20 protein-coding genes are annotated in these 23,339 nt (G+C 45.7%); 7 read left to right on the forward strand and 13 right to left on the reverse strand.

Annotated features, from left to right (window positions below; translation table 11 throughout):
• Nucleotides 1–45 precede the first annotated feature (45 nt).
• The 9 genes from galE to HMPREF0999_RS15250 all read right to left on the reverse strand — a co-directional run bounded on the left by galE (nt 46) and on the right by HMPREF0999_RS15250 (nt 8,244).
• The gene (gene galE, locus HMPREF0999_RS15210) at nt 46–1,086 is read right to left on the reverse strand and encodes a UDP-glucose 4-epimerase GalE (RefSeq protein ID WP_005855657.1); all 1,041 of its coding nucleotides are present in this window, start codon (nt 1,084–1,086) and stop codon (nt 46–48) included.
• A gap of 25 nt (nt 1,087–1,111) precedes the next feature.
• Nucleotides 1,112–1,684, reverse strand: a complete 573-nt coding sequence (gene rsxA / locus HMPREF0999_RS15215) for an electron transport complex subunit RsxA (protein WP_005855659.1) — start codon at nt 1,682–1,684, stop codon at nt 1,112–1,114.
• 12 nt (nt 1,685–1,696) lie between these two features.
• Nucleotides 1,697–2,281 carry an RnfABCDGE type electron transport complex subunit E gene (locus tag HMPREF0999_RS15220; RefSeq protein ID WP_005855661.1) on the reverse strand — a complete coding sequence of 195 codons (585 nt, stop codon included), beginning with the start codon at nt 2,279–2,281 and terminating at the stop codon, nt 1,697–1,699.
• A gap of 17 nt (nt 2,282–2,298) precedes the next feature.
• Entirely contained in the window at nt 2,299–2,913 is a 615-nt protein-coding gene (locus tag HMPREF0999_RS15225; protein ID WP_008771710.1) for an RnfABCDGE type electron transport complex subunit G, read from the reverse strand.
• 2 nt (nt 2,914–2,915) lie between these two features.
• Nucleotides 2,916–3,884: an RnfABCDGE type electron transport complex subunit D gene (locus tag HMPREF0999_RS15230; RefSeq protein ID WP_008780943.1), complete on the reverse strand. Its 969-nt coding sequence runs from the start codon at nt 3,882–3,884 to the stop codon at nt 2,916–2,918.
• A 12-nt stretch (nt 3,885–3,896) separates the two neighbouring features.
• Nucleotides 3,897–5,228: an electron transport complex subunit RsxC gene (gene rsxC, locus HMPREF0999_RS15235; RefSeq protein ID WP_005855665.1), complete on the reverse strand. Its 1,332-nt coding sequence runs from the start codon at nt 5,226–5,228 to the stop codon at nt 3,897–3,899.
• 11 nt (nt 5,229–5,239) lie between these two features.
• Entirely contained in the window at nt 5,240–6,172 is a 933-nt protein-coding gene (locus tag HMPREF0999_RS15240; RefSeq protein ID WP_005855666.1) for a Fe-S cluster domain-containing protein, read from the reverse strand.
• A gap of 9 nt (nt 6,173–6,181) precedes the next feature.
• Nucleotides 6,182–6,598 (reverse strand): SoxR reducing system RseC family protein, encoded by a 417-nt coding sequence (locus tag HMPREF0999_RS15245; RefSeq protein ID WP_009276305.1) that lies wholly within the window; start codon nt 6,596–6,598, stop codon nt 6,182–6,184.
• Nucleotides 6,599–6,699: 101 nt separating this feature from the next.
• Entirely contained in the window at nt 6,700–8,244 is a 1,545-nt protein-coding gene (locus HMPREF0999_RS15250) for a DUF3078 domain-containing protein (protein ID WP_010184649.1), read from the reverse strand.
• Nucleotides 8,245–8,661: 417 nt separating this feature from the next.
• Between HMPREF0999_RS15250 and HMPREF0999_RS15255 the strand changes: the two genes are divergently transcribed.
• From HMPREF0999_RS15255 to HMPREF0999_RS15270, 3 genes are all read left to right on the forward strand, one after another.
• Entirely contained in the window at nt 8,662–10,269 is a 1,608-nt protein-coding gene (locus HMPREF0999_RS15255) for a CTP synthase (RefSeq protein WP_005855672.1), read from the forward strand.
• A 10-nt stretch (nt 10,270–10,279) separates the two neighbouring features.
• The gene (yidC, locus tag HMPREF0999_RS15260; protein WP_009276307.1) at nt 10,280–12,181 is read left to right on the forward strand and encodes a membrane protein insertase YidC; all 1,902 of its coding nucleotides are present in this window, start codon (nt 10,280–10,282) and stop codon (nt 12,179–12,181) included.
• A gap of 248 nt (nt 12,182–12,429) precedes the next feature.
• Nucleotides 12,430–14,154, forward strand: a complete 1,725-nt coding sequence (locus tag HMPREF0999_RS15270) for a DUF6057 family protein (protein ID WP_009276308.1) — start codon at nt 12,430–12,432, stop codon at nt 14,152–14,154.
• Nucleotides 14,155–14,170: 16 nt separating this feature from the next.
• Here HMPREF0999_RS15270 and kdsB read toward each other — a convergent pair whose 3' ends face one another.
• A complete protein-coding gene (gene kdsB, locus HMPREF0999_RS15275) occupies nt 14,171–14,923 on the reverse strand; it encodes a 3-deoxy-manno-octulosonate cytidylyltransferase (RefSeq protein ID WP_005865386.1) in 753 nt (250 codons plus the stop codon).
• A gap of 17 nt (nt 14,924–14,940) precedes the next feature.
• A complete protein-coding gene (locus HMPREF0999_RS15280; RefSeq protein WP_008780950.1) occupies nt 14,941–17,211 on the reverse strand; it encodes a cation:proton antiporter in 2,271 nt (756 codons plus the stop codon).
• Between the two features lie 70 nt (nt 17,212–17,281).
• Here HMPREF0999_RS15280 and HMPREF0999_RS15285 point away from each other — a divergent pair, with 70 nt between their 5' ends.
• Entirely contained in the window at nt 17,282–17,917 is a 636-nt protein-coding gene (locus tag HMPREF0999_RS15285) for a helix-turn-helix domain-containing protein (RefSeq protein ID WP_005855682.1), read from the forward strand.
• A 6-nt stretch (nt 17,918–17,923) separates the two neighbouring features.
• Here the strand turns inward: HMPREF0999_RS15285 and HMPREF0999_RS15290 are convergent, their stop codons facing one another.
• A complete protein-coding gene (locus HMPREF0999_RS15290; RefSeq protein WP_005855684.1) occupies nt 17,924–19,303 on the reverse strand; it encodes an NfeD family protein in 1,380 nt (459 codons plus the stop codon).
• A gap of 265 nt (nt 19,304–19,568) precedes the next feature.
• On the opposite strand from HMPREF0999_RS15290, the gene HMPREF0999_RS15295 reads away from it, so the two are divergent.
• Entirely contained in the window at nt 19,569–20,078 is a 510-nt protein-coding gene (locus tag HMPREF0999_RS15295) for an RNA polymerase sigma factor (protein ID WP_005855686.1), read from the forward strand.
• Nucleotides 20,079–20,128: 50 nt separating this feature from the next.
• On the opposite strand, the gene HMPREF0999_RS15300 is transcribed toward HMPREF0999_RS15295, so the two are convergent.
• A complete protein-coding gene (locus tag HMPREF0999_RS15300) occupies nt 20,129–21,787 on the reverse strand; it encodes an AMP-binding protein (RefSeq protein WP_005855687.1) in 1,659 nt (552 codons plus the stop codon).
• A gap of 140 nt (nt 21,788–21,927) precedes the next feature.
• On the opposite strand from HMPREF0999_RS15300, the gene mtgA reads away from it, so the two are divergent.
• Both mtgA and lipB read left to right on the forward strand, forming a co-directional pair.
• Complete coding sequence (mtgA, locus tag HMPREF0999_RS15305; RefSeq protein ID WP_005855689.1) at nt 21,928–22,728, forward strand: monofunctional biosynthetic peptidoglycan transglycosylase; 801 nt, start codon at nt 21,928–21,930, stop codon at nt 22,726–22,728.
• Nucleotides 22,674–23,339: a lipoyl(octanoyl) transferase LipB gene (lipB, locus tag HMPREF0999_RS15310; protein WP_005855691.1), complete on the forward strand. Its 666-nt coding sequence runs from the start codon at nt 22,674–22,676 to the stop codon at nt 23,337–23,339. The genes mtgA and lipB overlap by 55 nt, the downstream gene beginning before the upstream one ends.

Raw genomic sequence — 23,339 nt, forward strand, 5'->3', positions numbered from 1 at the left:
TATCTTAGCTAAGCGCTATCAGATACGGCCTCTTTTTTGTGTTATTTACTGGATGCCACGTTCTCTCAAACGTTTCTGCCAGTTCCATGCGGATTGCAGGGTGTCGGCTAAAGTCTCCTTGGCGGTCCAGCCTAATACCTTATTCGCGTGCTCCGGATTGGCCCATACCTTCTCGATATCACCTTCACGACGGCCCACGATCTTGTGCGGAACCTTAACGCCTGTTGTCTGCTCGAAGGTATTGATCAGTTCAAGGACAGAAACACCATTGCCGGTACCTAGGTTGAATATCTCGATATGCTCATCAGACTTATTCTCAAGCATACGGTCCATAGCGATTACATGCGCTTTCGCCAAGTCTACGACATTGATATAGTCACGGATGCAAGAGCCGTCTGCCGTATCATAATCATCGCCGAATACGCTTAATTCCTTGCGGATACCCATAGCCGTCTGTGTCAAGTACGGGATCAAGTTCTGGGGAACACCATTTGGCAACTCGCCGATCTCTGCGCTTGGGTGAGCGCCTATCGGGTTGAAGTAGCGCAAGATGATACTCTTGAAAGGCGCTCCCGCATGGATCGTATCCCGGATAATCTCCTCGTTGATCTGCTTCGTGTTTCCATAAGGAGACATAGCGGGTTTGATCGGGGCATTCTCGGTTACCGGCAAGTTCTCCGGATCCGGTTGTCCGTATACCGTACAAGAGGAAGAGAATACGATACCTTCGATATTGAATTCAGGCATCATCTCCAACAAGTTCACCAAAGTGACAATATTATTGCGATAATACTTCAAAGGCTGCTGTACGGATTCTCCTACCGCCTTGCTAGCGGCGAACAAGATAATGCCTTTGATGCCCGGATGAGCTTCCAATGCCTTGCGAGTACCTTCCTTATCCTTTAGATCCAATTGGATAAACTCCGGACGGATGCCCGTGATTTTCTCGATACCATCGAGCACCTCGATATTCGAGTTTGACAAATCGTCGATAATGACTACCTCATATCCGGCGTTCTGCAATTCTACTGTGGTGTGTGAGCCGATATAACCGGTTCCGCCCGCTACTAAAATCTTCTTTTTCATTCTAGTGTTCATTTAGATAAGTTTGTTATACGATACCCGAGAATCCCATAAAAGCCATAGCTAGCAAACCGGCCGTTATCAAGGCGATAGGAGTGCCTTTCATGCCTTCCGGAACATGCGTCATGGCTAGTTGCTCCCGAATACCCGCGAAGATAATCAAAGCTAGCGCAAATCCAATAGCGGTCGAGATAGCATATACCACAGATTCTAATAAATTATACTCTTTTTGGATTACAAGGATCGCCACACCCAAGATACAGCAGTTCGTGGTGATCAACGGAAGGAATACGCCCAACGCCTGGTAAAGGGCGGGAGAGACCTTCTTCAATATGATTTCCACCATCTGAACCAAGGCGGCGATGATCAAGATGAAACTGATCGTCTGCATGAACCCTAATCCGAAAGCGTCCAATATGTATTTTTGCACGAGGAATGTAACAATCGTGGCGATCGTAAGCACGAACGTAACGGCGGCTCCCATGCCTGCGGCAGTCTCCACTTTCTTAGATACCCCCAAGAACGGACAAATTCCCAAGAACTGTGCCAGTACAACGTTATTAACGAATACGGCGGCGATAAATATCAATATATATTCCATATGATCCGTTTATTATGCTTTACGCAGTTTGTTTACTATTGCTACCAGATAACCCAAGGCGATAAACGCTCCCGGAGCCAATACGAAGATCAGCGAACCATATTCCTCGGGCATCAAGGTTACGTTGAATAACTTACCGGTTCCCAAGAACTCACGGCAAGCGCCCAGCAGCGTAAGAGCCATCGTAAAGCCCAGTCCGATACCGATTCCGTCGAAAGCGGATGGGACTACGCCGTTCTTCGCAGCGAAAGCCTCGGCACGTCCTAGTACGATACAGTTTACCACGATCAACGGGATAAATAATCCCAAGCTAGCGTATAAAGCCGGGACGAACGCTTCCATGCACATCTGCACTACGGTCACGAACGTCGCGATCACAACGATATATCCCGGGATACGCACCAAGTCGGGGATTACGTTTTTCAAGGCGGAAATCACGATATTCGAGCAAATCAATACGAACATCGTAGCCAATCCCATACTCATGCCGTTGATGGCCGAAGAGGTCGTTCCCAAGGTAGGACACATACCTAACAGTAATACAAATGTCGGGTTCTCCGTGATGATACCATTCATCAATATTTTTAGATTACTCATTGTTCTGTCCTCCCTTTTTATTTGTTATCAGTTGAAGTGGCACCCGTTAGTCCGTCTACGCCAGCGAATGCGCTATACGCACGGTTCACGGCATCGAGGAACGCACGGCTGGAGATTGTCGCTGCCGTGATAGCGTCCACATCGCCACCATCTTTTGTTACTTTTAAGCCTCCGTCCGGAATCGTACGTCCCAAGACACTTTGCTTGTTCTTGTCCGCACGGAACCATTCTTGCATCTTGGCTCCCAAGCCCGGAGTCTCGGCGTGTTGCAATACGGAATAGTTCAAGATCTTGCCATCCATATCGAAACCTACGATAACCCGTATCTCACCGCTAAAGCCTTTTTTCGTATTACTCTCTACAGCTCCGCCAACGACTTGTCCGCCTTTCTTGGCAGGATAAATCTTGAGGGAATCACCATCGGAGGAGACGGCCATATAGACGTCCTCAGTCGGTTTGTTGTCGAACTCGGGAGCAACGGCTTTAATCGCTTCCTCCAAGGCGGTCGCTTTGGCTACCGCTATAGGGCCGGCGGTAAACTGGTTCACTCCGGCTAGGATCGCCCCTGCTACCAAGCAAATGCCTGTTAGTGAAAGGAGCATATTGGGTAATGTTGATTTTAATTTTGCCATGCTTACTTTCCTCCGAAATGTTTAGGTTTGATATAGCTGTTGATTAGCGGAGTAAATGCGTTCATGATCAGGATAGCGAACGACATACCTTCCGGGTAAGACCCGAACAAACGGATCACCGTGGTAAGGATTCCGATTCCCACGCCGTAGACAAGCATTCCGTTCTTGCTCATCGGCGAGGTTACGTAGTCGGTCGCCATAAAGATGGAGCCTAATAACAAACCACCGGATAATAAATGAACGAACGGGCTGGCGTATTGTACCGGATTCACCAAGTGCATGATGCCCGTGAATACGAATACGGTAGCCAAGATGGATACCGGGATCTGCCAAGTGATGATCTTTTTCCATAGCATGAATAAAAGACCGAGGATCAAGGCCAGGGCGCTCACTTCACCGAGACTACCTCCCATAGCCCCTACAAGCATATTCCCGTAAGACGGAAGCTCGGTCACGCCCTCGTTCATCAACGACAGTACCGTCGCGCCGGTCTGGGCGTCCGTATAAGTCATCGGGAAAACGTTCAAGGCATCTACCACCGGCCAAGTCGTCATCTGCGCCGGGAAGGAGATCAATAAGAATACACGTCCGACCAACGCCGGATTGAAAATATTATTACCTAATCCACCGAAAGACATCTTGCCGATGCCGATCGCCGCCAACGCTCCGATAATAATGATCCAGACCGGAAGGTTGGAAGGTAGGTTGAAGGCCAGCAATACACCCGTCAGGATAGCGGAGCCATCGCAAAGGGTCGGTTCCTTTTTCATCAGGAATCGCTGGATCAAATACTCGAATATCATACAGGCCAGAACCGATACGACCGTAACGATCAACGCTCCCAGACCGAAGAAATAAAGGGATACCAAGAAAGCCGGGATAAGGGCAATCAGTACACCATACATATTTTTGCTTATGCTGTCGCCACCATGGATGTGGGGCGAGGGCGATACGTATAAATTATTTTCCATGTTGCTCTTGTTTTATGACTTTCTAGACCGGATAATACCCATAACTTTTCCTTTACCCAACCGGATCTGATCCAGCAACGGACGGTTGGCCGGACAGGTATAACTACACGACCCGCACTCGATACAGTCGGTGATATAGTTCTTCTCCGCCAATTCCCAATTCTGGAATTCCGTGGCGTTCATCAATAGGGTAGGGTTCAATCCCATCGGGCAGACACCTACGCATTTGGCGCAACGGATGCAATCCCGGATCGGCTTGCGGACAGATTCCTCCGTCGTCAGTAATAAAACACCGGAGCTTCCTTTGCAAACCGGCACCTCGGCGCTGATCAACGCTTTACCCATCATCGGTCCGCCACCGATAATCTTACCCGTATTCTCGGGCAGGCCACCTGCGGCCTCGATCAAGCAACTGATCGGTGTTCCCATACGAACCAAGAAATTGGAAGGATTAGCTACCGCCTTACCCGTGATCGTCACCACACGCTCGAACAACGGTTTATTCTTTTGTACCGCCTCGTAAACGGCATAAGCAGTTCCTACGTTCTGTACCACGGCACCCGCCGAGATAGGAAGCGCACCACTTTTTACCTGACGGCGAATAACGGCGTCGATCAATTGTTTCTCGCCTCCTTGCGGATATTGTACCTTAAGCGGCATGATCTCTATACCTTTATAATTTACCGCCAACTTTTGCAGATGGGCGATAGCGTCCGGCTTGTTATTCTCGATACCGATCACGGCCTTGTTCACGTTGACCGCTTTCATTAGGATCGTGACACCGACTAGGATTTGCTCGCCTTTCTCCAGCATCAACGAATGGTCGGAAGTAAGATAAGGCTCACACTCCACGGCGTTGATGATTACGATCTCTGCCTTGTTTCCGGGAGGCGGCATCAATTTCACCTGCGTAGGGAAAGTTGCTCCACCCAGACCGACGATACCGGAAGCGGCGATCTTATCCACGATTTCCTTGGAAGACAGCGTGCACTCCTTCACTAAGGTCTCGCTGCGGTCGATCGTCTCTTCCCATTCATCACCTTCCACATCTATATAGATAGCGGGACGTTTGTATCCGCTAGCGTCGAGAGCGTTATCTATCTTGTTCACTTTGCCGGATACGGAAGAGTGGATGTTCGCTGATACGAAACCACCCGCCTTGGCTAGCAATGTACCCACCTTTACCAGATCCCCTTTCTTCACCACGGCCTGCGCTGGGGCACCGATATGCTGGCTGAGGGGGATAATCACCTGTTTAGGCGTAGCGAGAGCCGTAATTTTCTTACCGGCAGACAGTTTATTCTCGGGGGGATGTATACCTCCGATTCGAAATGTCCTTAGCATACTATTAGATTTTAATTTAGATTTGTTTTTTCTTCACTTGTAGCTTTCGGTGTGGCTTCCGGTTTCACGGTAGCCTCTGCCTTCGGCGCCGGTTTCACGGTCTCCGCTTTCGGAGCGGGAGCGGCTTCCTTGCGAGGAGGGAAATTCAGCTCATGAATAGCTCCTGTCGGACATACAGCCACGCATTTGCGGCATAAACGACACTTCGTATAATCGATATAAGCTACGTTATTTGTTACGGTGATTGCCTCGAACGGACATTCCTTGGCACATTTGCCACAGCCGATACAAGCGTTGGCACAAGCCTTGCGAGCGGCGGCTCCCTTGTCCTTATTTACGCAAGACACGTAAATCCGGCGTGATTTAGGTCCTTTCTTTCTTAGCTCGATGATATTCTTCGGGCAAGCCTTCACACAAGCACCACAGGAAGTACATTTTTCCTCGTCTACCTCGGCGATTCCCGTAGCCGGGTTGATGTGGATGGCGTCGAAAGCGCAGGCGTTCACGCAGTCGCCATAACCTAGGCAACCGAAAGAACAATTCGTCTCGCCTCCGTAAAGGGTAGAGGCGATGGCGCAACTTTTCGTTCCATCATAAGAGTTTGTACGTGGGCGGGCCTGACAAGTTCCGTTGCAACGGACAACGGCTACCATGGGTTCGGCTGTACCCGCCTCTTTACCCAGTATTGTAGCGACCTTGGCCATGACCGGGCCACCACCAACGGGGCAGAGCAATCCGTCTAATGAGTCAGCTTTTACGCAAGCGCCTGCGAATCCGGCGCAACCCGGATAACCGCAACCTCCACAGTTCGCCCCGGGAAGGACTTCCTGTACTTGTGCGATGCGAGGATCTTCGTAGACTTCAAATTTCTTGGAAGCAGCGTAGAGGAAAACCGCTCCGACCGCCCCGATTGCTCCTAATGAAATAACGGCAATTAAAATCATGATATATTATCAATTAAGTTTTTTCAAAGTAAATATAAATCGTCTTTTTAGTTTGTCACGCATTAAGTATAGTATACAGTAATAAGGCAGTAAAAGCGATAAACCGGTTAACCCGCTCGTGGTCTCGTCCCATTGTAGATTCGTCCCGATTACGATGGCCCCCACGACTATCACCAAAGGAATGACAAATGCCAGCAATACGGCCTGAAGTCCCATGGAATTTTGTCCGCATATTATCACTTCCTCGTTTACGTGAAACCGTCCCGACCGATCGGGTATCTCAATGATCTTATCCTTTTTCTCGGATGCCGAGCACATAGACTGTGCGTGGCATCCCGAGCATGCGGATTGTTGGGTAATGCGGACGAAGACGGTGTCGCCATCGATCTTCTCTACAAATCCTGTATGATTTATACTTTCGCTCATATTTGTAATCTCGACATTGCAAAATCAAGGCAAAAGTAAGTATAATTTAGAAACTATGTCACGATTAACAAAGTTTATTATTCGAAATCTTAAATCCTAGCTTACCATTTGTAATTAAAACCGAAACTTAACAACTCATTAAGCTGGAAATAACTCTTGTTATCCTCTGTTTTTTCCACTCCATCGTCGTATCTAAGGTGAAAATAGATACGTGTGGAGAAAAAGCGGCTGATGGCCAGAACCAAGGTATTCTCGAACTCCCCGATGGTATGATCGCCGTAAGTGGTAAAGAAATAAAGACGGGATTGCCAGCTTACGTTACGGTTGAAATCGAAGGCGAGGTCTGTGCGGATCGTGGAACCTATTTGGCTTAGCTTGTTATTGAACTCACCGGTTTCCTCGTTTTTCTTGAAACCGTGACGGCTATAATCGATCTCTTGTGTCGTATACATATATGTATAGGAGATCGGCGCCAAGTTGGTGCTGAATTTAATCTTCTTATGCTTGTCGGTAAATTGTTTTTCCAGCTCGTATTTCATACCGAGACCGAAGTTGATAGAGAACGGGGCTAGGAATGCGGCCTGTTTGATGCGCTCGTTCTCTTGGTAGTTGGTGAAGAACTGGGTCTTGAACTCAGCGTCGAACGTATAGTACCATTTGTTGAACGCTTGGTAGCCGACGTTGCTGTGTATACGGAATACGTCGTCACCGATCTTATAGTTCCTTAAGGTATCCTTCGGTGCCGTATATACGCTGGCTTTGAATTCCAGTTCGTTCGTTACTTGTACCTTATCTTTCTTATAGTCGTATTTTAAATTGTTCTTGGTGAACAGGTTCAAGTTGCTACTTCCACCTTTATACCAGTTCTCCGAAACGTAGTTCTGGGAGAATTGGACGGCGCTCTCGAAGGCCGATATCCAGTATCTCCGCTCCGGGATAAAGCGGGCGGGAGCGTCTACGTCCTCAAAATTGGCATCAGCCTCCACCTTGATCGGCAAGTCCTCATAAATATTCTTCTTGATGAATTTAGGTTTGATTACCTCATTGGGCAGATCCCTCTCGGAGTAGCGGAAATAAGTCGGGTAATTGTTCTGTACATATTTGTAAGCCATCTCCTCGAATTGTTTGTTTCGTTCCAGATCTTTGAAAATGGAATCTGCCCGGTATAGGTTATCATAGGGAGTCCTCTCCTTCAACGAATCGAAGTTGTAGAATATCAAGTTCTCGGGTAAATAATCTCCCCGGAAAACGATCGGCATGAACAAAGGGTTTACGATCACGGTATCCCGGAAGGTCATCGTATTATCGAAAATCGTGGAGGCGTCTCGTACCAGACGGGCCCAATACATCGCCTCGTCCGAGATTTCCAGCTCGTCTTTCTTCAAGAAACGCAGTAAATTCGTGCTTGGGGCCAAGGGCGCCGAGTAAGTCTTGTTTTGCTTCTCGAATTGCTTACGAATGTCTACGATGTTGTCTAATTCCTCTTCGCTAAGATTGATCGCGGGAATCGTATCATCCGATACGACTTGCTGTGCGGGACGTTGAACTATCGTTCCGGTAACTAGCTGGTTCTCTTGACTGTATGCCGAGCCTCCAATTAGTGAAAGTAATAATAGCGCATACACACCATGCCTCTTCATCATCATAATACCTTATTTACATCTATTAGTTGTAGTGGTCGCAAAATTAGCTAAAAAGAATGATATATAACATACGATTTGATATTTATCTGGGCAAAAGTTACGATCACTGAGGCAAAGCAGGTGTGTCTAACGAGGCTTATACGGACTTGCCTCAGTACTCCGCTGGAAGTACTGGAATACTTCGCTCAAAGTACTTCAGTACTTCCTGCGTAGTACCGAAGTAATTCCATGAGAAGTACTGTCTTTAGTGCCGGGCTTCGGGTCGGGAATCGGAAGAGTCCTGCCGAAGCCCGGGTCAGTTCTGGAGATATTCAGCGAGAAATAAAAACATTAAATTTGGCATGTCTCGATGAAAATCGCTAACTTTGCGGTTTCGAAATGCAGGTGTGCAATTAAAAAGATAACTAAAATATTACTATCGTGGCAGATACAAAGTACATTTTCGTTACAGGCGGCGTGGTCTCTTCCTTAGGTAAGGGTATTATTTCCGCTTCTTTAGGTAAGCTCCTTCAAGCAAGAGGTTACAAGGTTACTATCCAAAAATTTGATCCTTACATCAACATCGACCCGGGTACGTTGAACCCTTATGAACATGGGGAATGTTACGTGACCGTCGATGGACATGAGGCTGACTTGGACTTGGGCCATTACGAGCGTTTCTTGAATGTCCAGACTACCCGTGCGAATAATATCACTACCGGACGTATCTATCAAAGCGTGATCAACAAGGAGCGTAAGGGGGATTATCTGGGTAAGACGGTGCAGGTGGTGCCTCATATCACGGATGAGATCAAGCGTAACGTGAAATTATTGGGTAGCAAGTATAAATTTGACTTCGTGATCACCGAGATCGGTGGTACGGTGGGTGATATCGAGTCTCTGCCTTTCATAGAGAGCGTTCGCCAGTTGAAATGGGAGCTGGGTAAGAACTGCCTTTGCGTACATCTTACTTATGTGCCTTATATCGCGGCGGCGAAAGAGTATAAGACGAAGCCTACGCAACATTCCGTGAAGCAATTGCAGGAGTTAGGCATCCAGCCAGACGTGTTGGTTTTACGTACGGAGCATGAGCTGAACGCGAACTTGTTACGTAAGGTGGCGTTGTTCTGTAACGTGGCCGAGGATTCCGTGATCCAGTCGATCGACGTACCGACGATCTACGAGGTTCCTTTGGTATTGCAACGCCAGAAGATGGACGAGGTGGTCTTGCGTAAGGTCGGTATGGAAGTCGGCCCGACTCCGGAGTTGAAGCCTTGGAAGGAATTCCTTGCCTTGAAGAGCACGGCTACGGATACGGTGAAGATCGGTTTGGTTGGTAAATACGTGGAATTGCAAGACGCTTATAAGTCGATCGACGAGTCTTTGTTGCAAGCCGCTATTTACAATCATCATAAACTGGATTTGCATTTGTTCCATTCGGAGAAATTAAATAACGAGAACGCCGCCGAGCAATTGAAGGATATGGATGGTATCTTGATCGCCCCCGGATTCGGGCAGAGAGGTATCGAGGGCAAGTTTGCCGCTATCAAATACGCTCGTGAGCATGATGTCCCTTGCTTGGGCATCTGCTTGGGTATGCAGTGCATGGTGATCGAGTTTGCGCGTGACGTGTTAGGTTTGGCGGATGCCAACTCTACGGAGATGGAGCCGAATACGGCACATAAGGTGATCGACTTGATGGAGGAGCAGAAGAACGTTACCAATATGGGAGGTTCCATGCGTTTGGGCGCTTACGACTGTATGCTGAAAGAGGGCTCCAAGGTATTGGAGGCATACGGCAAGGAGCATATCCAAGAGCGTCATCGCCATCGTTTCGAGTTCAACAACGAGTATAAGAAGCAATACGAGGCCGCCGGTATGATGTGTACGGGTGAGAATCCGGAGACAAATCTGGTAGAGGTGGTAGAGATCCCCGCCTTGAAATGGTTCGTGGGCGTTCAATATCATCCGGAGTACAACAGTACCGTGGTGAATCCGAATCCTCTTTTCCTCAGCTTCGTGAAAGCTGCTATCGAAAATAAAAAATAATTGGTGATAAATGGATAAAAACACATTAATAGGTTTTCTGCTGATCGGTGTCGTATTATTCGCGTTTAGCTGGTTCAACCGGCCAACGCCTGAGCAGTTGGAGGCACAGCGCCGTTACCAAGATTCAATTGCGAAGATTGAGTATGCTCAGCAACTGGAGTTGCAGAAACAAGAGAACAAGAGTGCTTTAGTGGAGGATTCGTTGGAGAACCTGCCGGACTCGGTACGGGCGCAACGTTTGCAGCAGAGCTTCGGCGTATTCGGCGACGCTATGGTGGGCACGGAAGATTACACGACCCTGCAAAATGACGTGGTCGAGCTGCGTATCAGCAATAAGGGCGGACGTATTTGTTACGCACGCTTGAAGGAGTATGATACGTATAATGACGAGCCTCTCGTTTTGTTCGACGAGAAAGAGTCTAATTTTAATTTCACGTTGGTCACGGCAACGAACCGTGTCGTGAATACGAGCGATTTGTATTTTACCCCGGTTAAAGGTAATGACCCGAATTCCGTGATCATGCGTTTGAACACCGGCGAGGGTAGTCATCTGGATTTTACCTATACCTTGAAACCGGATGATTATATGGTGCAATACCAGATTCTGGGTACGGGATTGAACGGTGTCTTGGCACCGAGCACGAATGCCTTGGATTTGTTGTGGGAGCAGGATATCCGCCAACAGGAAAAAGGACGTAAGTTTGAGGATCGCTACGTGACCTTGAACTACAAGTTCATGGCGGACGACGTGGAACACCTGAGCGAGTCGAAGAGTGACAGCAAGCAGATCCCGAACCGCTTGAAATGGATCGGTTATAAGGATATGTTCTTCTCTACCGTATTGATCTCGCAAGAGGGCTTTGAGGCTACTACCTTAGACTCGAAAGCGATTCCGGAGGGGGATGTGTTGAAACAATTCAAGACGACCGCTTCCGTACCTTTCGACTTGCAAGGTAAGGAGGCCACGAACCTGTCCTTTTATTTCGGACCGAATAAGTTCGCCTTGTTGAAGTCCTTCGATAAGGGAGTCTCTGCCGAGCAGCAACTGGATCTGGAGAAGTTGGTTCCGCTAGGCTGGGGTATCTTCCGCTGGGTGAACCAATATTTCGTGATCCCCTTGTTCGACTTCTTGGGTAAGTTTATCCATAATTATGGTATCTTAATTCTTTTGATGACTATCATCGTGAAGATCATCCTTTTCCCGTTGACGTATAAGTCTTATATGTCGTCCGCCAAGATGCGTGTATTGCGTCCGCAAGTGGAGGAGATCAACGCTAAGTATCCCGGACAGGATAAGGCTATGGAACGGCAGAAAGCGACGATGGAGCTATATAGCCGTGCGGGGGCGAGCCCGATGAGTGGTTGCTTGCCGATGTTGTTGCAGATGCCGATCTTAATCGCTTTATTCATGTTCTTCCCGTCGGCGATCGAGTTACGTCACCAGAGTTTCCTTTGGGCGCACGACTTGTCTACTTACGACGCTATCTTTAGTTGGAATAAATATATTCCGATCATCACTCCGTATTTCGGAAATCACATCAGTTTGTTCTGTTTGTTGATGACGATCACGAATATTTTTTATACCAAGTATAATATGGAGATGACGAATACTGGGCAGCAACAGATGCCGGGCATGAAGGCCATGATGTACATGATGCCGTTGATGTTCTTGGTGTTCTTCAACCAGTATGCTTCCGGTTTGACGTATTACTATTTCATCTCTACGTTGATCACAATCGTGCAGACATTGATCTTCCGCTATACGATCAATGAGGATAAATTGTTAGCTAAGTTGGAAGCAAACAAACGGAAACCGATGAAGAAATCCAGTTTCATGAAACGTCTGGAAGAGGCTCAACGAGCACAGCAGGAGACGTTGCGTAAACAACAAGAGGCTAAGAAAAAACGATAGGATAATAGTAATTGTTGTCCTTGAAAAAGGTCCCTTTATCTGCTTATTGGTAGATAAAGGGACTTTTTTGTATATCTTGGCTCCTCTACTTGAAAAACAAGACGTCTTGATCATGATTCTATTTGTTTATTTGTATTTATTCAAAACTTTTTGTTTGTTTGCATTGTTTTGTATTCAAAAGATTGATGAGGAAATTGATTTTTTCTATATTGAGGAAATAGGGAGGTTATAAATAAGGGATTTTGTCAATGACAAAAAATGAACGATCGCTTCAATGGGTAATAGCGGGAATATTCTTCGTAGTATGCTTTGCTTTCTTTCAATGGATTTACCCAAACCATTTGTTCTTCAAAGAGCAGATGAGGATTTTTTTGTATACCACCGATTATTTTATCTCGTTCTGGGATGAGCCGGCTTGGTTGAGCTGTTATGTGGGGAATTTCTTGATACAGTTCTTCCATTTGACTGTGATAGGCCCGTTAATCGTGACGTGCGTGTTGTTGCTCTTATGGTACTACTCTATGCGGGTTTTACGCAAGTTCGGGAATGGTAATATGGTCTCCATATATGCGTTGTTTCCGGTAGCGTTAGAGTGGGGATTGATTTGCCGGTTGTCGTATAGTATAGCGTCTACGCTTACGTTGATTTTCGTGCTATGGCTCTTCTTGGGATACATCCGGATTAAGAATAAGAGAACGTCCGTTTGGGTGGCTTTTATACTTCTTCCCATAATTTATAGCATGGTCGGTAGCCGGCTGTTTGTCTTCTCCTTGATGGTGATATTCTATGAGGGAGCCAAGAATAGGAAACGGTGGTGGTTCTGGCTTTCTCTTTTGTTATCGAGTTATTTATATCCGTTGTTCATGCGTCATTTTTATGGATTGAGCATTGAGGAGGCCTATAAATATTCCCATGTGGATGGCTTGAGCGTATATTTCCCCGCTTTAGCGTTGATTCTAGAGATATTCGCTTTGGAGATTAAAAGTATACGTAGGATACGTCTGAACCGGCATAGCTTGCTTATTACCTTTTTAGTCGTATTTGGATTCTTTTCATTTGTTATAGCGGGTACGAACCGGAAGCGGGAAAAGGTTCTGGCAGTAGACCAAGCGATCTATAGGGGTGATTGGGAGCGAGTCTTGGATTTGTCTGCCGGATTTGATTCTCCCGATATCTTGGTAAGTTATTATAGGAATATCGCTTTCTCCAAGAAGAACGAGTTGCCCCAGAATTTGATGGATCATTATCAACGAGGGGCGGACGCCTTGTTCTTACCGATCGATTTGAGGTCTTCTATACTTCCCGTGTTTTTCAGTAATGAGGTGTATTATCAATTGGGAGATATGGATATGGCCCGTCACCGGGCGATCGAAGGAATCTTGTTCAGCCCTAAACAAAGAAGCGTACGGCAGATCAAGCGGCTGGTGGAGATTGATATGCGGCGAGGGGATATTGAGGAGGCTAGAAAATACCTGAACCTATTGGACGCGACGTTATTTTATCACTCATGGGCAAGGTCGAAGGAGGAACAGTTGAAGGGTGAGGAGACCTTGTCGATGGAGAAACGTTTGCCGAGGAAAAGTGATTGGGAGCGAGAGCACGACATACTAATGTCCATATCCGATTATCCGGGCGTACTGTCAAGTTTGGTGGCGGAATATCCGGAAAATAAACAGGCATTGGATTATTTGTTGTGCTATTATTTACTGAACGAGAATTTGAATAGTTTTAAGAATGCGTTCGATACTTATTATAAAGGAAAATTTGAGGTTGTACCCCGTTTGTACGAGGAGGCTTTGGTACAAGTCTTATCTAAAAGCTCGGACGAGGAGGTGGACGGTTATCAGATACCTCAAGATGTTATCGAGGATTACCAAGATTACATCCATTGTAAATCGGGTAGAAAAGCAAAGGAGGAATTACGAGAACGTTATTCCTCCACCTATTGGTACTACTCTGACTATATTCATTGAATAATAGTGTAAGTGATCAGCGGTTCGCAAGGAAGGCTAAGGCTTTCTCCATGTCCTCCGGTGTATCTATACCGATCGTTTCTTGCTCTGTGATGCCGACCTTGATTTTATATCCGTTTTCCAACCAGCGTAATTGCTCAAGGCTTTCCGCCAGTTCTAAAGCGGATTGAGGTAATTGGGTGATTTCTTTCAGCACTTGCGCACGATAGGCATATAACCCGATATGTTTGTAAAAGGTATGACTCGGCAACCATTCCGTATATTTCTTGCCCCGGATATAAGGAATAATAGATCGACTGAAATACATAGCCTCGTTGTTTTTGTTGAGTACGACTTTCGGGGAATTGGGATTGAATAGGGTACTCTCGAAATCATCGTCCGAACGGAAAGGCTTTACCAATGTCGCTATTTGCGTGTTTGCGTCGGCGAAGCAGGTTTTGATCGTCTGGATTTGCTCGGGATGGATAAAAGGCTCGTCACCTTGGATATTGACAATCACATCATACCCTTCGCCTATTTTCTGATAAGCCTCGTAGCAACGATCCGTACCGCTACGATGTTGATCGGAGGTCATGACGACTTGGCCACCGAAGGCTTTAACCGCATTCTCTATCCGGATATCGTCGGTAGCTACGCAAACGGAGTCTAAGACATCCTTTACTTGCTCATATACACGTTGTATCATGGGCTTTCCGTTCATATCCGCTAATGGCTTCCCCGGAAAACGGGTAGAGGCGTATCTCGCCGGAATAATTCCTATAAACTTCATCATTCTATATCGTTTTGTTAACTGGTTACTACTTTTCCTTCGCTTAACTGGATCAACTTATCCCGTTCGCCTACGATCCATACGATATCTCCTTCCTCGAAAACCGTACTAGGAGGCGGATTCTTGATCGAGCTACTTCCACGTTCGATACCGATTACCAAGCAAGCGGCTTTATCACGGATACCGGACTCTATGATGGAGCGGCCGATCAATCGGGAACCTTCCGAGATAATGATTTGCTCCATATTCATCTCTTCCTTTCTTGTGTTCGATTGCTCGGCGTATGATTTCTTGTAGCGTTCCTCCAGATATTTCCTAAAGTGCTCCAGATCATCATCTGCGCCAACTACTACCAGTTTATCGAACGGGTAGAGCCGCTCGTCTCCTCCCGGTATGTTGATTCGCTTCTCTCCCCGGATAATCGTTACGATATTTACGTTGCACTTTTGCCTGAAGTTTAATTCTTTCAGGCTTTTTCCCATACTGGGGGAATTCTGCTTCACCTCGAAATCTGCTAAATGGAGATCTCGTTCTAATAAGTGGTTCGCGAAACGCTGGTTAATCGGGGCTTTTCGCTCTTGCTCCACTTCTCTCGCTACAAGGTTACTGAAAAAATGCCGTTCCATCAAGATCGACTGCCTCTTTAGCCGTTTGGAGAATATCATTAATACGATAACAGCGGAGGCGACCGCCAGCATAATTCCTAGCGCAGCATTCAATAACCGTGCGACAGGAAGCATGACGAGACCGATACAGAGCAGGATTCTGAGGATCACGAGTGATACTAGGGGACCCCGGTTATATTTATTATCGTTCCATAATTGCTGGAACTCCACGGAATGATTCTTTTTCATCATGATCGCCCGCAACATCGGGGAGATCAGAGCTAGGATTAAGATCAAGGAGATTAGACTTCCTTGGATGCCGGGCAAATGTTTACAGATGAACGGAGTCACGATTTGTAGCCATAAAAAGATAAGTACTAGGCAGACGGCGGTATAAGTACCGACGATGCGGACCAAGGCTTTTAGTAACTTATTCCATGCGCTTTTTTGACGGATCGTATTGGAACCGGATGAATATCGCTCCAAGAACTGTTTCCAATTCTCCGGTATGATCCGCTCCGCCCATTTGTAGGTAGGTTCCGCTAGCCGGATCATATAAGGTGTGAAGAATGTCGTGATCACGGATACGGCGACAACGATCGGATACAGATATTGATCCGTCACGTTTAATGATAGTCCCAAACCTGCGATGATGAAGGCGAATTCTCCGATCTGCGCTAACGAGAAACCAGACTGGATGGCTATTTTTATCGGTTGTCCGGACAGTAATACTCCGAAACTGGCGAAACAAATCTGTCCGGCCATGACTACGAGCGTGATAATGAAAATCGGGATTTTATACTCCCAGAGCATCTGAGGATCGATTAACATGCCTACAGACACGAAGAAAATCGCTCCAAATAAGTCTTTTACGGGTTTTACCAAATGCTCGATCCGTTCAGCGTCAATGGTCTCGGCCAAAATAGAACCCATGACAAAAGCTCCGAGAGCCGATGAGAATCCGGCTTTTGTGGCGATCATAACCATACCAAGGCATAGCCCGATGCTCACGATCAACAGAGTCTCCTCATTTAGGAAGCTTTTTGCCTTTTTCAGAAAAGAGGGGATCAAATAGATCCCGACAACGAAACAGAATAAAAGGAAAATGCCTAATTTGACCACGCTATCCAGCATCTCCATGCCTTCCACGTGTTTACTTACCGCTACGGTAGAAAGTAATACCATTAATAATACGGCGAATAGATCCTCCACCACCAAGATACCGAATACGACACCGGCGAATCGTTGGTTACGCAATCCCATGTCGTCGAATGCCTTGAAGATAATCGTCGTGGAAGACATCGATAACATACCTCCGAGGAAAAGACTGTTCATATGTCCCCAACCCAGTGATAAGCCCGTGATATATCCCGCTGTCATCATACCTATAACAACGGTTATGGCTCCAATGACGGCGGTTCCTCCCACCTTCATCAACTTCTTGAAACTGAAATCGAGCCCCAAAGCGAATAACAGGAAGATAACGCCTATATCAGCCCAGATACGGATACTTTCCACATCTGTAACTGTCGGTATTTGCTCGATGGAAGGTCCGGCGAGTATTCCGGCTACGATATACCCCAATACGACCGGTTGCTTTAACTTTTTGAATAACAGGGTAACCAACCCGGCGGATATGAGTATGACCGCAAGATCTGATATTAGCGCAGGTATCTGAGACATCGTTTATTGTTTTTTCGATTGCCAAAGTTAGGTATTTATTTTAATTTTGTGTCTCAAAACAGAAGCCAAAATGAAGAAGAAACATCCGATTGAAGCGCTTATAGAGCAAGGGGAACATCAACAACTTGATTTCAAGTTTGAGGTGAGCGACAGCAAGAAGATTGCCCGGACATTGAGTGCGTTCGCGAATACAGATGGCGGGCGGCTGCTGATTGGAGTGAAGGATAACGGCGCTATTTCCGGTGTGAGAAGTGAGGAGGAATATTATATGATCGAGGCTGCTTCTAAAATGTATACGCATCCCGAGGTGCCGTTTACAGCTAAGCGCTGGGATGTCAACGGGAAGACCGTATTGGAGGTCTATATCGCCCCAAGCGATGAGAAACCGCATACGGCACCGGATAAAGACGATAAATACAAGGCCTATATCCGGGTTGCAGACGAGAATATATTAGCGAACGAAGTCCTCATGCAAGCATGGAAGAAGCAGAAAACCAAAGAAGGTACATTGCTGAAAATAAGTAAGCCCGTCGAGATCCTGTTTTCTTGGCTCGACGAGCATCCTTATATCAGCATAAAGCAATTTTGCCGTATCGCCCATATCAATTATTATGCGGCCCGTAACATCCTAAGTGATTTGATGGCTATGGGAGCGATGGAATATGTCGTGATCGATAAATGTATTGCCTATAAACGGATCGCATAGACTCGTTTATAGGTTGATTACATAGACTTGCGCGCTCTCGAATCTGACGACTTTGATAGGAGTCCCTTTCTCGATGAAGCCAGACTCCGATACGCCGTCATACAACTCTCCCTCGATAGATACTTTACCCGAAGGACGTAAAACGGTAGCGGCCGTGCCCTCTTTTCCGATCAGTTGTGTCAAATTGGGGCTGGATACCGCTTTTTCCAAATCAGCGTTTAATGCCATTTTCTTTAGCGGTCCTTTATGTCCTATTTTGTTGGATAACCATATCACTAACGTGAATCCGATACCCAGACCTAATAGAACCGTTAAGGCGGCTCTGCCCGTATCCATTCCAGATACGTTTTGAAAATCAAAAACAGTATTGTTCAGTAAGCTCATCGTAAGTCCGCCGACCACGAGAATAATTCCACTTATCCCCGCTATGCCAAAGCCCGGGATCACGAATATCTCCAACATTATTAATATAACGCCGAGAATGAATAACAGGATTTCCCAGTTTTCAGCCAACCCGTCCATATAGAGAGGAGCGAAGTAAAGGATAGCCGCTATTATCGCGGCGGCGGATGGAAAACCAAGCCCCGGGGTTTGCATCTCGAAGTAAATACCACCGATGATAATAATGATTAATAAGCTCTGTATTACCGGACTCATAAAGAAACCTTTTACATTATCGAACCATGAGGGTTCATAACTTTTAATCTCATAGTCCTTACATCCGATATATTCTGTGATTACTTGATCCGGACTCTCGGCGATGCCATCGCAATAACCCCATTTGAGTGCTTCTTGAGAGGTAAGTGTCAATACCTTACCGCTATCGATGAGGTTGGGGACGATCACTCTGTCATCGACCATCGCTTCGGCGATTAAAGGATCTCTTTTCCATTTATAGATCGTGTCGCCGTTTTGTATAAGCGTATCTTTCCCTTGTGCCTCAGCCGTCGAACGGATCATGGAACGCATATAAGATTGATATTTATCAGGTAGAGCCGCACCCGTTTGATTGACAACCGTTGCCGCACCTATATTCGCCCCTTTCCGCATATAGATTTTCTTGCATGCTATGGAAATTAAAGCACCTGCTGAAGCTGCGTTATTATCGATAAATACATATACTGGTATGGGACTATATAAAATAGCCGTTCGCATAGAATCGGCAGATTCCAGTAATCCGCCGTATGTGTTCATATGCAATAAGATGGCATCGGCGTTCAATTGCTTAGCCTCTGATAATCCGTTATGGAGATAAATCCACGTGGTGTTATCGATCTCTTTTTTTATATCAATCGTATATATTAAGGACTTCTCTTTAGCCTCTGATTGAAGAGAGATTGCAAGTATTAATACTATAGCTGTTAATATTGTTAATAAACGTTTCATCTTGTTTGTATTATATTCGTTTTTAATATTTGGTTGAAAATTGTAACTGGCTTGTTGTAAATGTTGATTTTTGTAACTTGTGCAACTTGTAAATAATACTCATTTTCAGTAAGATTTACAACAAAAATATTAAGTTACGATTTTTAATATTAATATTTATCAAAGAACTGTATATCTCCATTTTTAATTTATATATTTGTTGCATCCTTCAATGTTTGAGGGATAATACTTATACAGTATTAAACTTTATTTAACTAGTAAAAATATGAATGCGTTGCAATTTCAGAAAAAATTATTGAGCATGCAAGAAAACATGATGAATTTTGCGCTTATGCTTACAGCGAATAGGGATGATGCCCAAGATCTGATGCAGGACACAACGCTGAAGGTTTTAGACAATCAAGAAAAATTTGTAGACAATATCAATTTTAAGGGCTGGGTCTTGACTGTGATGCGTAACATTTTCATTAACAATTATCACAAGATCGTTCGCACGCAAACTGTCGTAGATCAAGGTGTCGACTTATATAACTTGGATGTCGTGAACGATTCAGGTTTTGACTCTCCGGATGGCGCTTATCAAATTCAAGAGATCACGAAAGCGATCAACGGTTTGAACAATGAGTTGAAGGTTCCATTCTCTATGTTTTTGAGCGGCTATAAGTACAATGAGATCGCTGATAAACTGGATGTTCCTCTGGGGACGGTTAAGAGCCGTATTTTTTTCGCTCGACAAGAATTACAAAAAGTTTTAAAAGATTTTCGTCAAGGATAAAATTTACTTTATATAAAAGAAGCCGTCTTTAACAAAAGACGGCTTTCTTTTTATTCGGCCGGTTGGTATAAATATCTCTTGATGCTTCTTTTGGGTGTTTTCTCGAATTCTTCTTGATACAGCTTGAAACAGGTGATTTTACTGTAATTCGGCATCTCCTCGTTTACTTGGTCAATGTTGGTCTGCATCAACTTCTCGATTTCGGAATGTTGTATACCTGCCTTATCTACTTGCTCCCAATCGGGATAGATGAGGGCGACTAGTTTACCTCCTTGGGAGATGATGAGCGATTCCGCTACATATAGCATATTATTCAAGCGATCCTCGATCTCTTCCGGATAGATATTTTGTCCGCTGGGGCCTAGAATCATGGTTTTACTACGGCCGCGGATATATAAAAATCCATCTTTATCGAGGGTTCCCAGATCGCCGGTACGCATCCATCCGTCAGGCATCATAACGGCTTTCGTAGCCTCCGGATTCTTGTAATAACCGAGCATCACGTTCATACCCTTCACCAATATTTCTCCCACCTTGTTTTCCGGGTCCTCTGAATCGATGCGGACTTCCATACGGTCGACGATACGTCCTACGGAACCGGGCTTAAACTCATCCCATTGCGCATAGGAGACTAGCGGGCCACATTCGGTCATCCCGTAGCCTACGGTATAGCGGAAATGGATGGAATGAAGGAACGTTTCCACTTCTTTATTGATAGCGGCTCCTCCGATAACGATCTCCCCGAAGTTCCCTCCGAAAGACGCCGTTAACTTGGCGGAAATGGTATCCAGCACTTTCTGGTCTATATAGGGGACTTTCAAGAGCAATTTAATCAAAGGCTTCTCCAGTTCGGGGAATACCTTGTTTTTGATGATTTTCTCGATAATCAGAGGTACGGCTAGGATCAGCGCCGGCTTGATCGTCGTGAAAGCTTCCGCTATGATTTTCGGGCTGGGGGTACGTGTGAGGAAGTGTACATGGCAGCCTTTATTCACGGAATTCAATACCTCGAATGCCAATCCGTACATATGGGCCATCGGAAGCATACATACGATATTATCACCCGGATGGATGAACGGTAAATTGTCGTAAGCGAATTGCGTATTACTCCATAAGCTCCGATAGGGGATCATAACCCCTTTCGAGAAACTGGTGGTTCCGGAAGTATAATTAAGTACCGCTAATTCTTCCGGCTTTTCCACGTGATACCGAACATCGTTCGACGTGAATGAACGAGGGTACTTTTTACCGAAATATTCATTAATCCGATCTCTTACTACCCGGACTTCTTTGCTTTTACTGTGAATGATCGAGAAGTTATCCAGCATCATGAACAGTTTCACGTCAGGCATCATGCGTTCATTCATATTCTCCCAGTTGCTGGAAGCGGCAAGGACTGCCTTTGCCTCGGAATGATTTACGATATGATGTATATTATCCGGTTTGAATTCATGTAGGATAGGCACGGCTACGGCTCCATAAGCCAAGATCCCGAAGAAACAGATCGCCCAGTTGGAGGAGTTCCGTCCAACTAAAGCCACCTTATCCCCCTTTTTAATGCCGGCATGCTCTAGGATAATATGAAATTTCTCAATTCGACGAGCTACATCTTTATAATGGAAGGTATGTCCATTATAATCGGAGAACGCCGGGAGATCCCAATGCTCCTTGATGCTATTCTCTATGAGTCCTAAAAAACGATTCTCCATACTAATTTATTTATCAAATAACCATATGATAGGGTGGAAAGTTGTCAAAAGCCAAAGATAGTGCCTTTTCTGTAAATTATGAGTTTCAGTCTGCCGGAAACTGAAATATTCTTTACCTTTGTCTCTCCAAATAGAAGAATATGGTAGCACCTCTGGTAAAACGGATATGGATCTGGTGCAGGAATCTGTTGATCTTCCTGTTTGTATCCAGTATATTGGCGGTAGTGGTATATAAATTTGTACCCGTATATTATACGCCATTGATGTTTATTCGTATGTATGAGCAGCATCAGGATGGGAAGAAAATGAAACTCGGTCATACGTGGGTTCCTATATCCAAGATCGCCCAGCCTTTGGTTCAAGCGGTCATAGCGTCGGAGGATAACCTGTTCATGGAGCATAATGGCTTTGATGTGGAACAAATCCAGAAGGCACGGGCCGAGGCCGAGAAAGGTAAAAGGGTAAGAGGTGCCAGCACGATTTCCCAGCAGACCGCTAAGAATGTATTTCTTTGGCCGGGGAAAAGTTATTTACGGAAAGGTATCGAGGTCTATTTTACCTTCTTGATCGAATGGATATGGGGAAAGGAACGTATTATGGAAGTCTATCTGAACTCGATAGAGATGGGGGAGGGCATCTATGGCGCGGAGGCGGTAGCGGAGGCTCATTTCGGTAAGCATGCCTACCAATTGACCAAAAGCGAGGCAGCCTTGATAGCGGCCACACTTCCAAATCCCCGGAAGTTTAATTCTGCTAAACCGTCACCTTATATGCTGAAACGACAAGCGAAAATAATTTCCTTAATGGGAAAACTGATAAAAGTAGAAATGGGATATGGTGCCGGGCAAGTTGATCCCGGTACCGGAAAGGTTAAAAAAAGAAAGAAATGGAGAGCTTCCGTTATCATGACTTGGGACGAATCGCTTATGCCGATGCGTTAGAATATCAGACAGCTGCTTTCGAGGTCTTATTGGATGCGAAGGCAACGGGAAAGAAAGAGGATAATCAATTATTCTTTTGTGAGCATTTACCGGTCTTGACGATCGGTAAAAGTGGCAAGGACTCTAATTTGCTTATTCCCGAGGAAACTTTACGGGAACGAGGGGTCTCGTTTTACCATATAAACAGAGGGGGGGATATAACGTATCACGGGCCGGGACAGATTACCGGTTATCCGGTATTTGATCTGGAATATTGGAATCTGGGATTGAAACAATACATCCATATGCTGGAAGAGACGATCATCCGTTTCCTATCGCTTTACGACTTGAAAGGGGAACGTTTGGAAGGGGCGACGGGTGTATGGCTAGACCCTGAAGTACCGGGGCGTGCCCGTAAGATCTGTGCGATTGGCGTGAAAAGCAGCCGGTTCGTTACGATGCATGGCTTTGCTTTGAATATAAATACGGATCTGAGTTACTTTTCATTGATCAACCCTTGTGGTTTTACGGATAAAGGCGTTACCTCCTTGGCTATGGAGTTGGGGGTACCCCAAGACTTTGAGTTGGCAAAAAGTCAATTGAGATCGATTTTCATGGAAATCTTCGCTTGA

Origin of the sequence: Parabacteroides sp. D25, assembly GCF_000307475.1 — a bacterium.
GTDB classification, from domain to species: domain Bacteria; phylum Bacteroidota; class Bacteroidia; order Bacteroidales; family Tannerellaceae; genus Parabacteroides; species Parabacteroides distasonis.

What these genes read in the sequence shown, in the direction of transcription:
- rsxA (WP_005855659.1), bottom strand. Translation starts at nt 1,684, where the DNA reads ATGGAATATATATTGATATTTATCGCCGCCGTATTCGTTAATAACGTT.
- HMPREF0999_RS15285 (WP_005855682.1), top strand. Translation starts at nt 17,282, where the DNA reads ATGAAGAAGAAACATCCGATTGAAGCGCTTATAGAGCAAGGGGAACAT.
- HMPREF0999_RS15270 (WP_009276308.1), top strand. Translation starts at nt 12,430, where the DNA reads ATGACAAAAAATGAACGATCGCTTCAATGGGTAATAGCGGGAATATTC.
- HMPREF0999_RS15290 (WP_005855684.1), bottom strand. Translation starts at nt 19,303, where the DNA reads ATGAAACGTTTATTAACAATATTAACAGCTATAGTATTAATACTTGCA.
- kdsB (WP_005865386.1), bottom strand. Translation starts at nt 14,923, where the DNA reads ATGAAGTTTATAGGAATTATTCCGGCGAGATACGCCTCTACCCGTTTT.
- HMPREF0999_RS15280 (WP_008780950.1), bottom strand. Translation starts at nt 17,211, where the DNA reads ATGTCTCAGATACCTGCGCTAATATCAGATCTTGCGGTCATACTCATA.
- mtgA (WP_005855689.1), top strand. Translation starts at nt 21,928, where the DNA reads ATGGTAGCACCTCTGGTAAAACGGATATGGATCTGGTGCAGGAATCTG.
- HMPREF0999_RS15225 (WP_008771710.1), bottom strand. Translation starts at nt 2,913, where the DNA reads ATGGCAAAATTAAAATCAACATTACCCAATATGCTCCTTTCACTAACA.
- rsxC (WP_005855665.1), bottom strand. Translation starts at nt 5,228, where the DNA reads ATGCTAAGGACATTTCGAATCGGAGGTATACATCCCCCCGAGAATAAA.
- HMPREF0999_RS15220 (WP_005855661.1), bottom strand. Translation starts at nt 2,281, where the DNA reads ATGAGTAATCTAAAAATATTGATGAATGGTATCATCACGGAGAACCCG.
- lipB (WP_005855691.1), top strand. Translation starts at nt 22,674, where the DNA reads ATGGAGAGCTTCCGTTATCATGACTTGGGACGAATCGCTTATGCCGAT.
- HMPREF0999_RS15230 (WP_008780943.1), bottom strand. Translation starts at nt 3,884, where the DNA reads ATGGAAAATAATTTATACGTATCGCCCTCGCCCCACATCCATGGTGGC.
- HMPREF0999_RS15295 (WP_005855686.1), top strand. Translation starts at nt 19,569, where the DNA reads ATGAATGCGTTGCAATTTCAGAAAAAATTATTGAGCATGCAAGAAAAC.
- HMPREF0999_RS15250 (WP_010184649.1), bottom strand. Translation starts at nt 8,244, where the DNA reads ATGATGATGAAGAGGCATGGTGTGTATGCGCTATTATTACTTTCACTA.
- HMPREF0999_RS15300 (WP_005855687.1), bottom strand. Translation starts at nt 21,787, where the DNA reads ATGGAGAATCGTTTTTTAGGACTCATAGAGAATAGCATCAAGGAGCAT.
- HMPREF0999_RS15240 (WP_005855666.1), bottom strand. Translation starts at nt 6,172, where the DNA reads ATGATTTTAATTGCCGTTATTTCATTAGGAGCAATCGGGGCGGTCGGA.
- galE (WP_005855657.1), bottom strand. Translation starts at nt 1,086, where the DNA reads ATGAAAAAGAAGATTTTAGTAGCGGGCGGAACCGGTTATATCGGCTCA.
- HMPREF0999_RS15245 (WP_009276305.1), bottom strand. Translation starts at nt 6,598, where the DNA reads ATGAGCGAAAGTATAAATCATACAGGATTTGTAGAGAAGATCGATGGC.
- yidC (WP_009276307.1), top strand. Translation starts at nt 10,280, where the DNA reads ATGGATAAAAACACATTAATAGGTTTTCTGCTGATCGGTGTCGTATTA.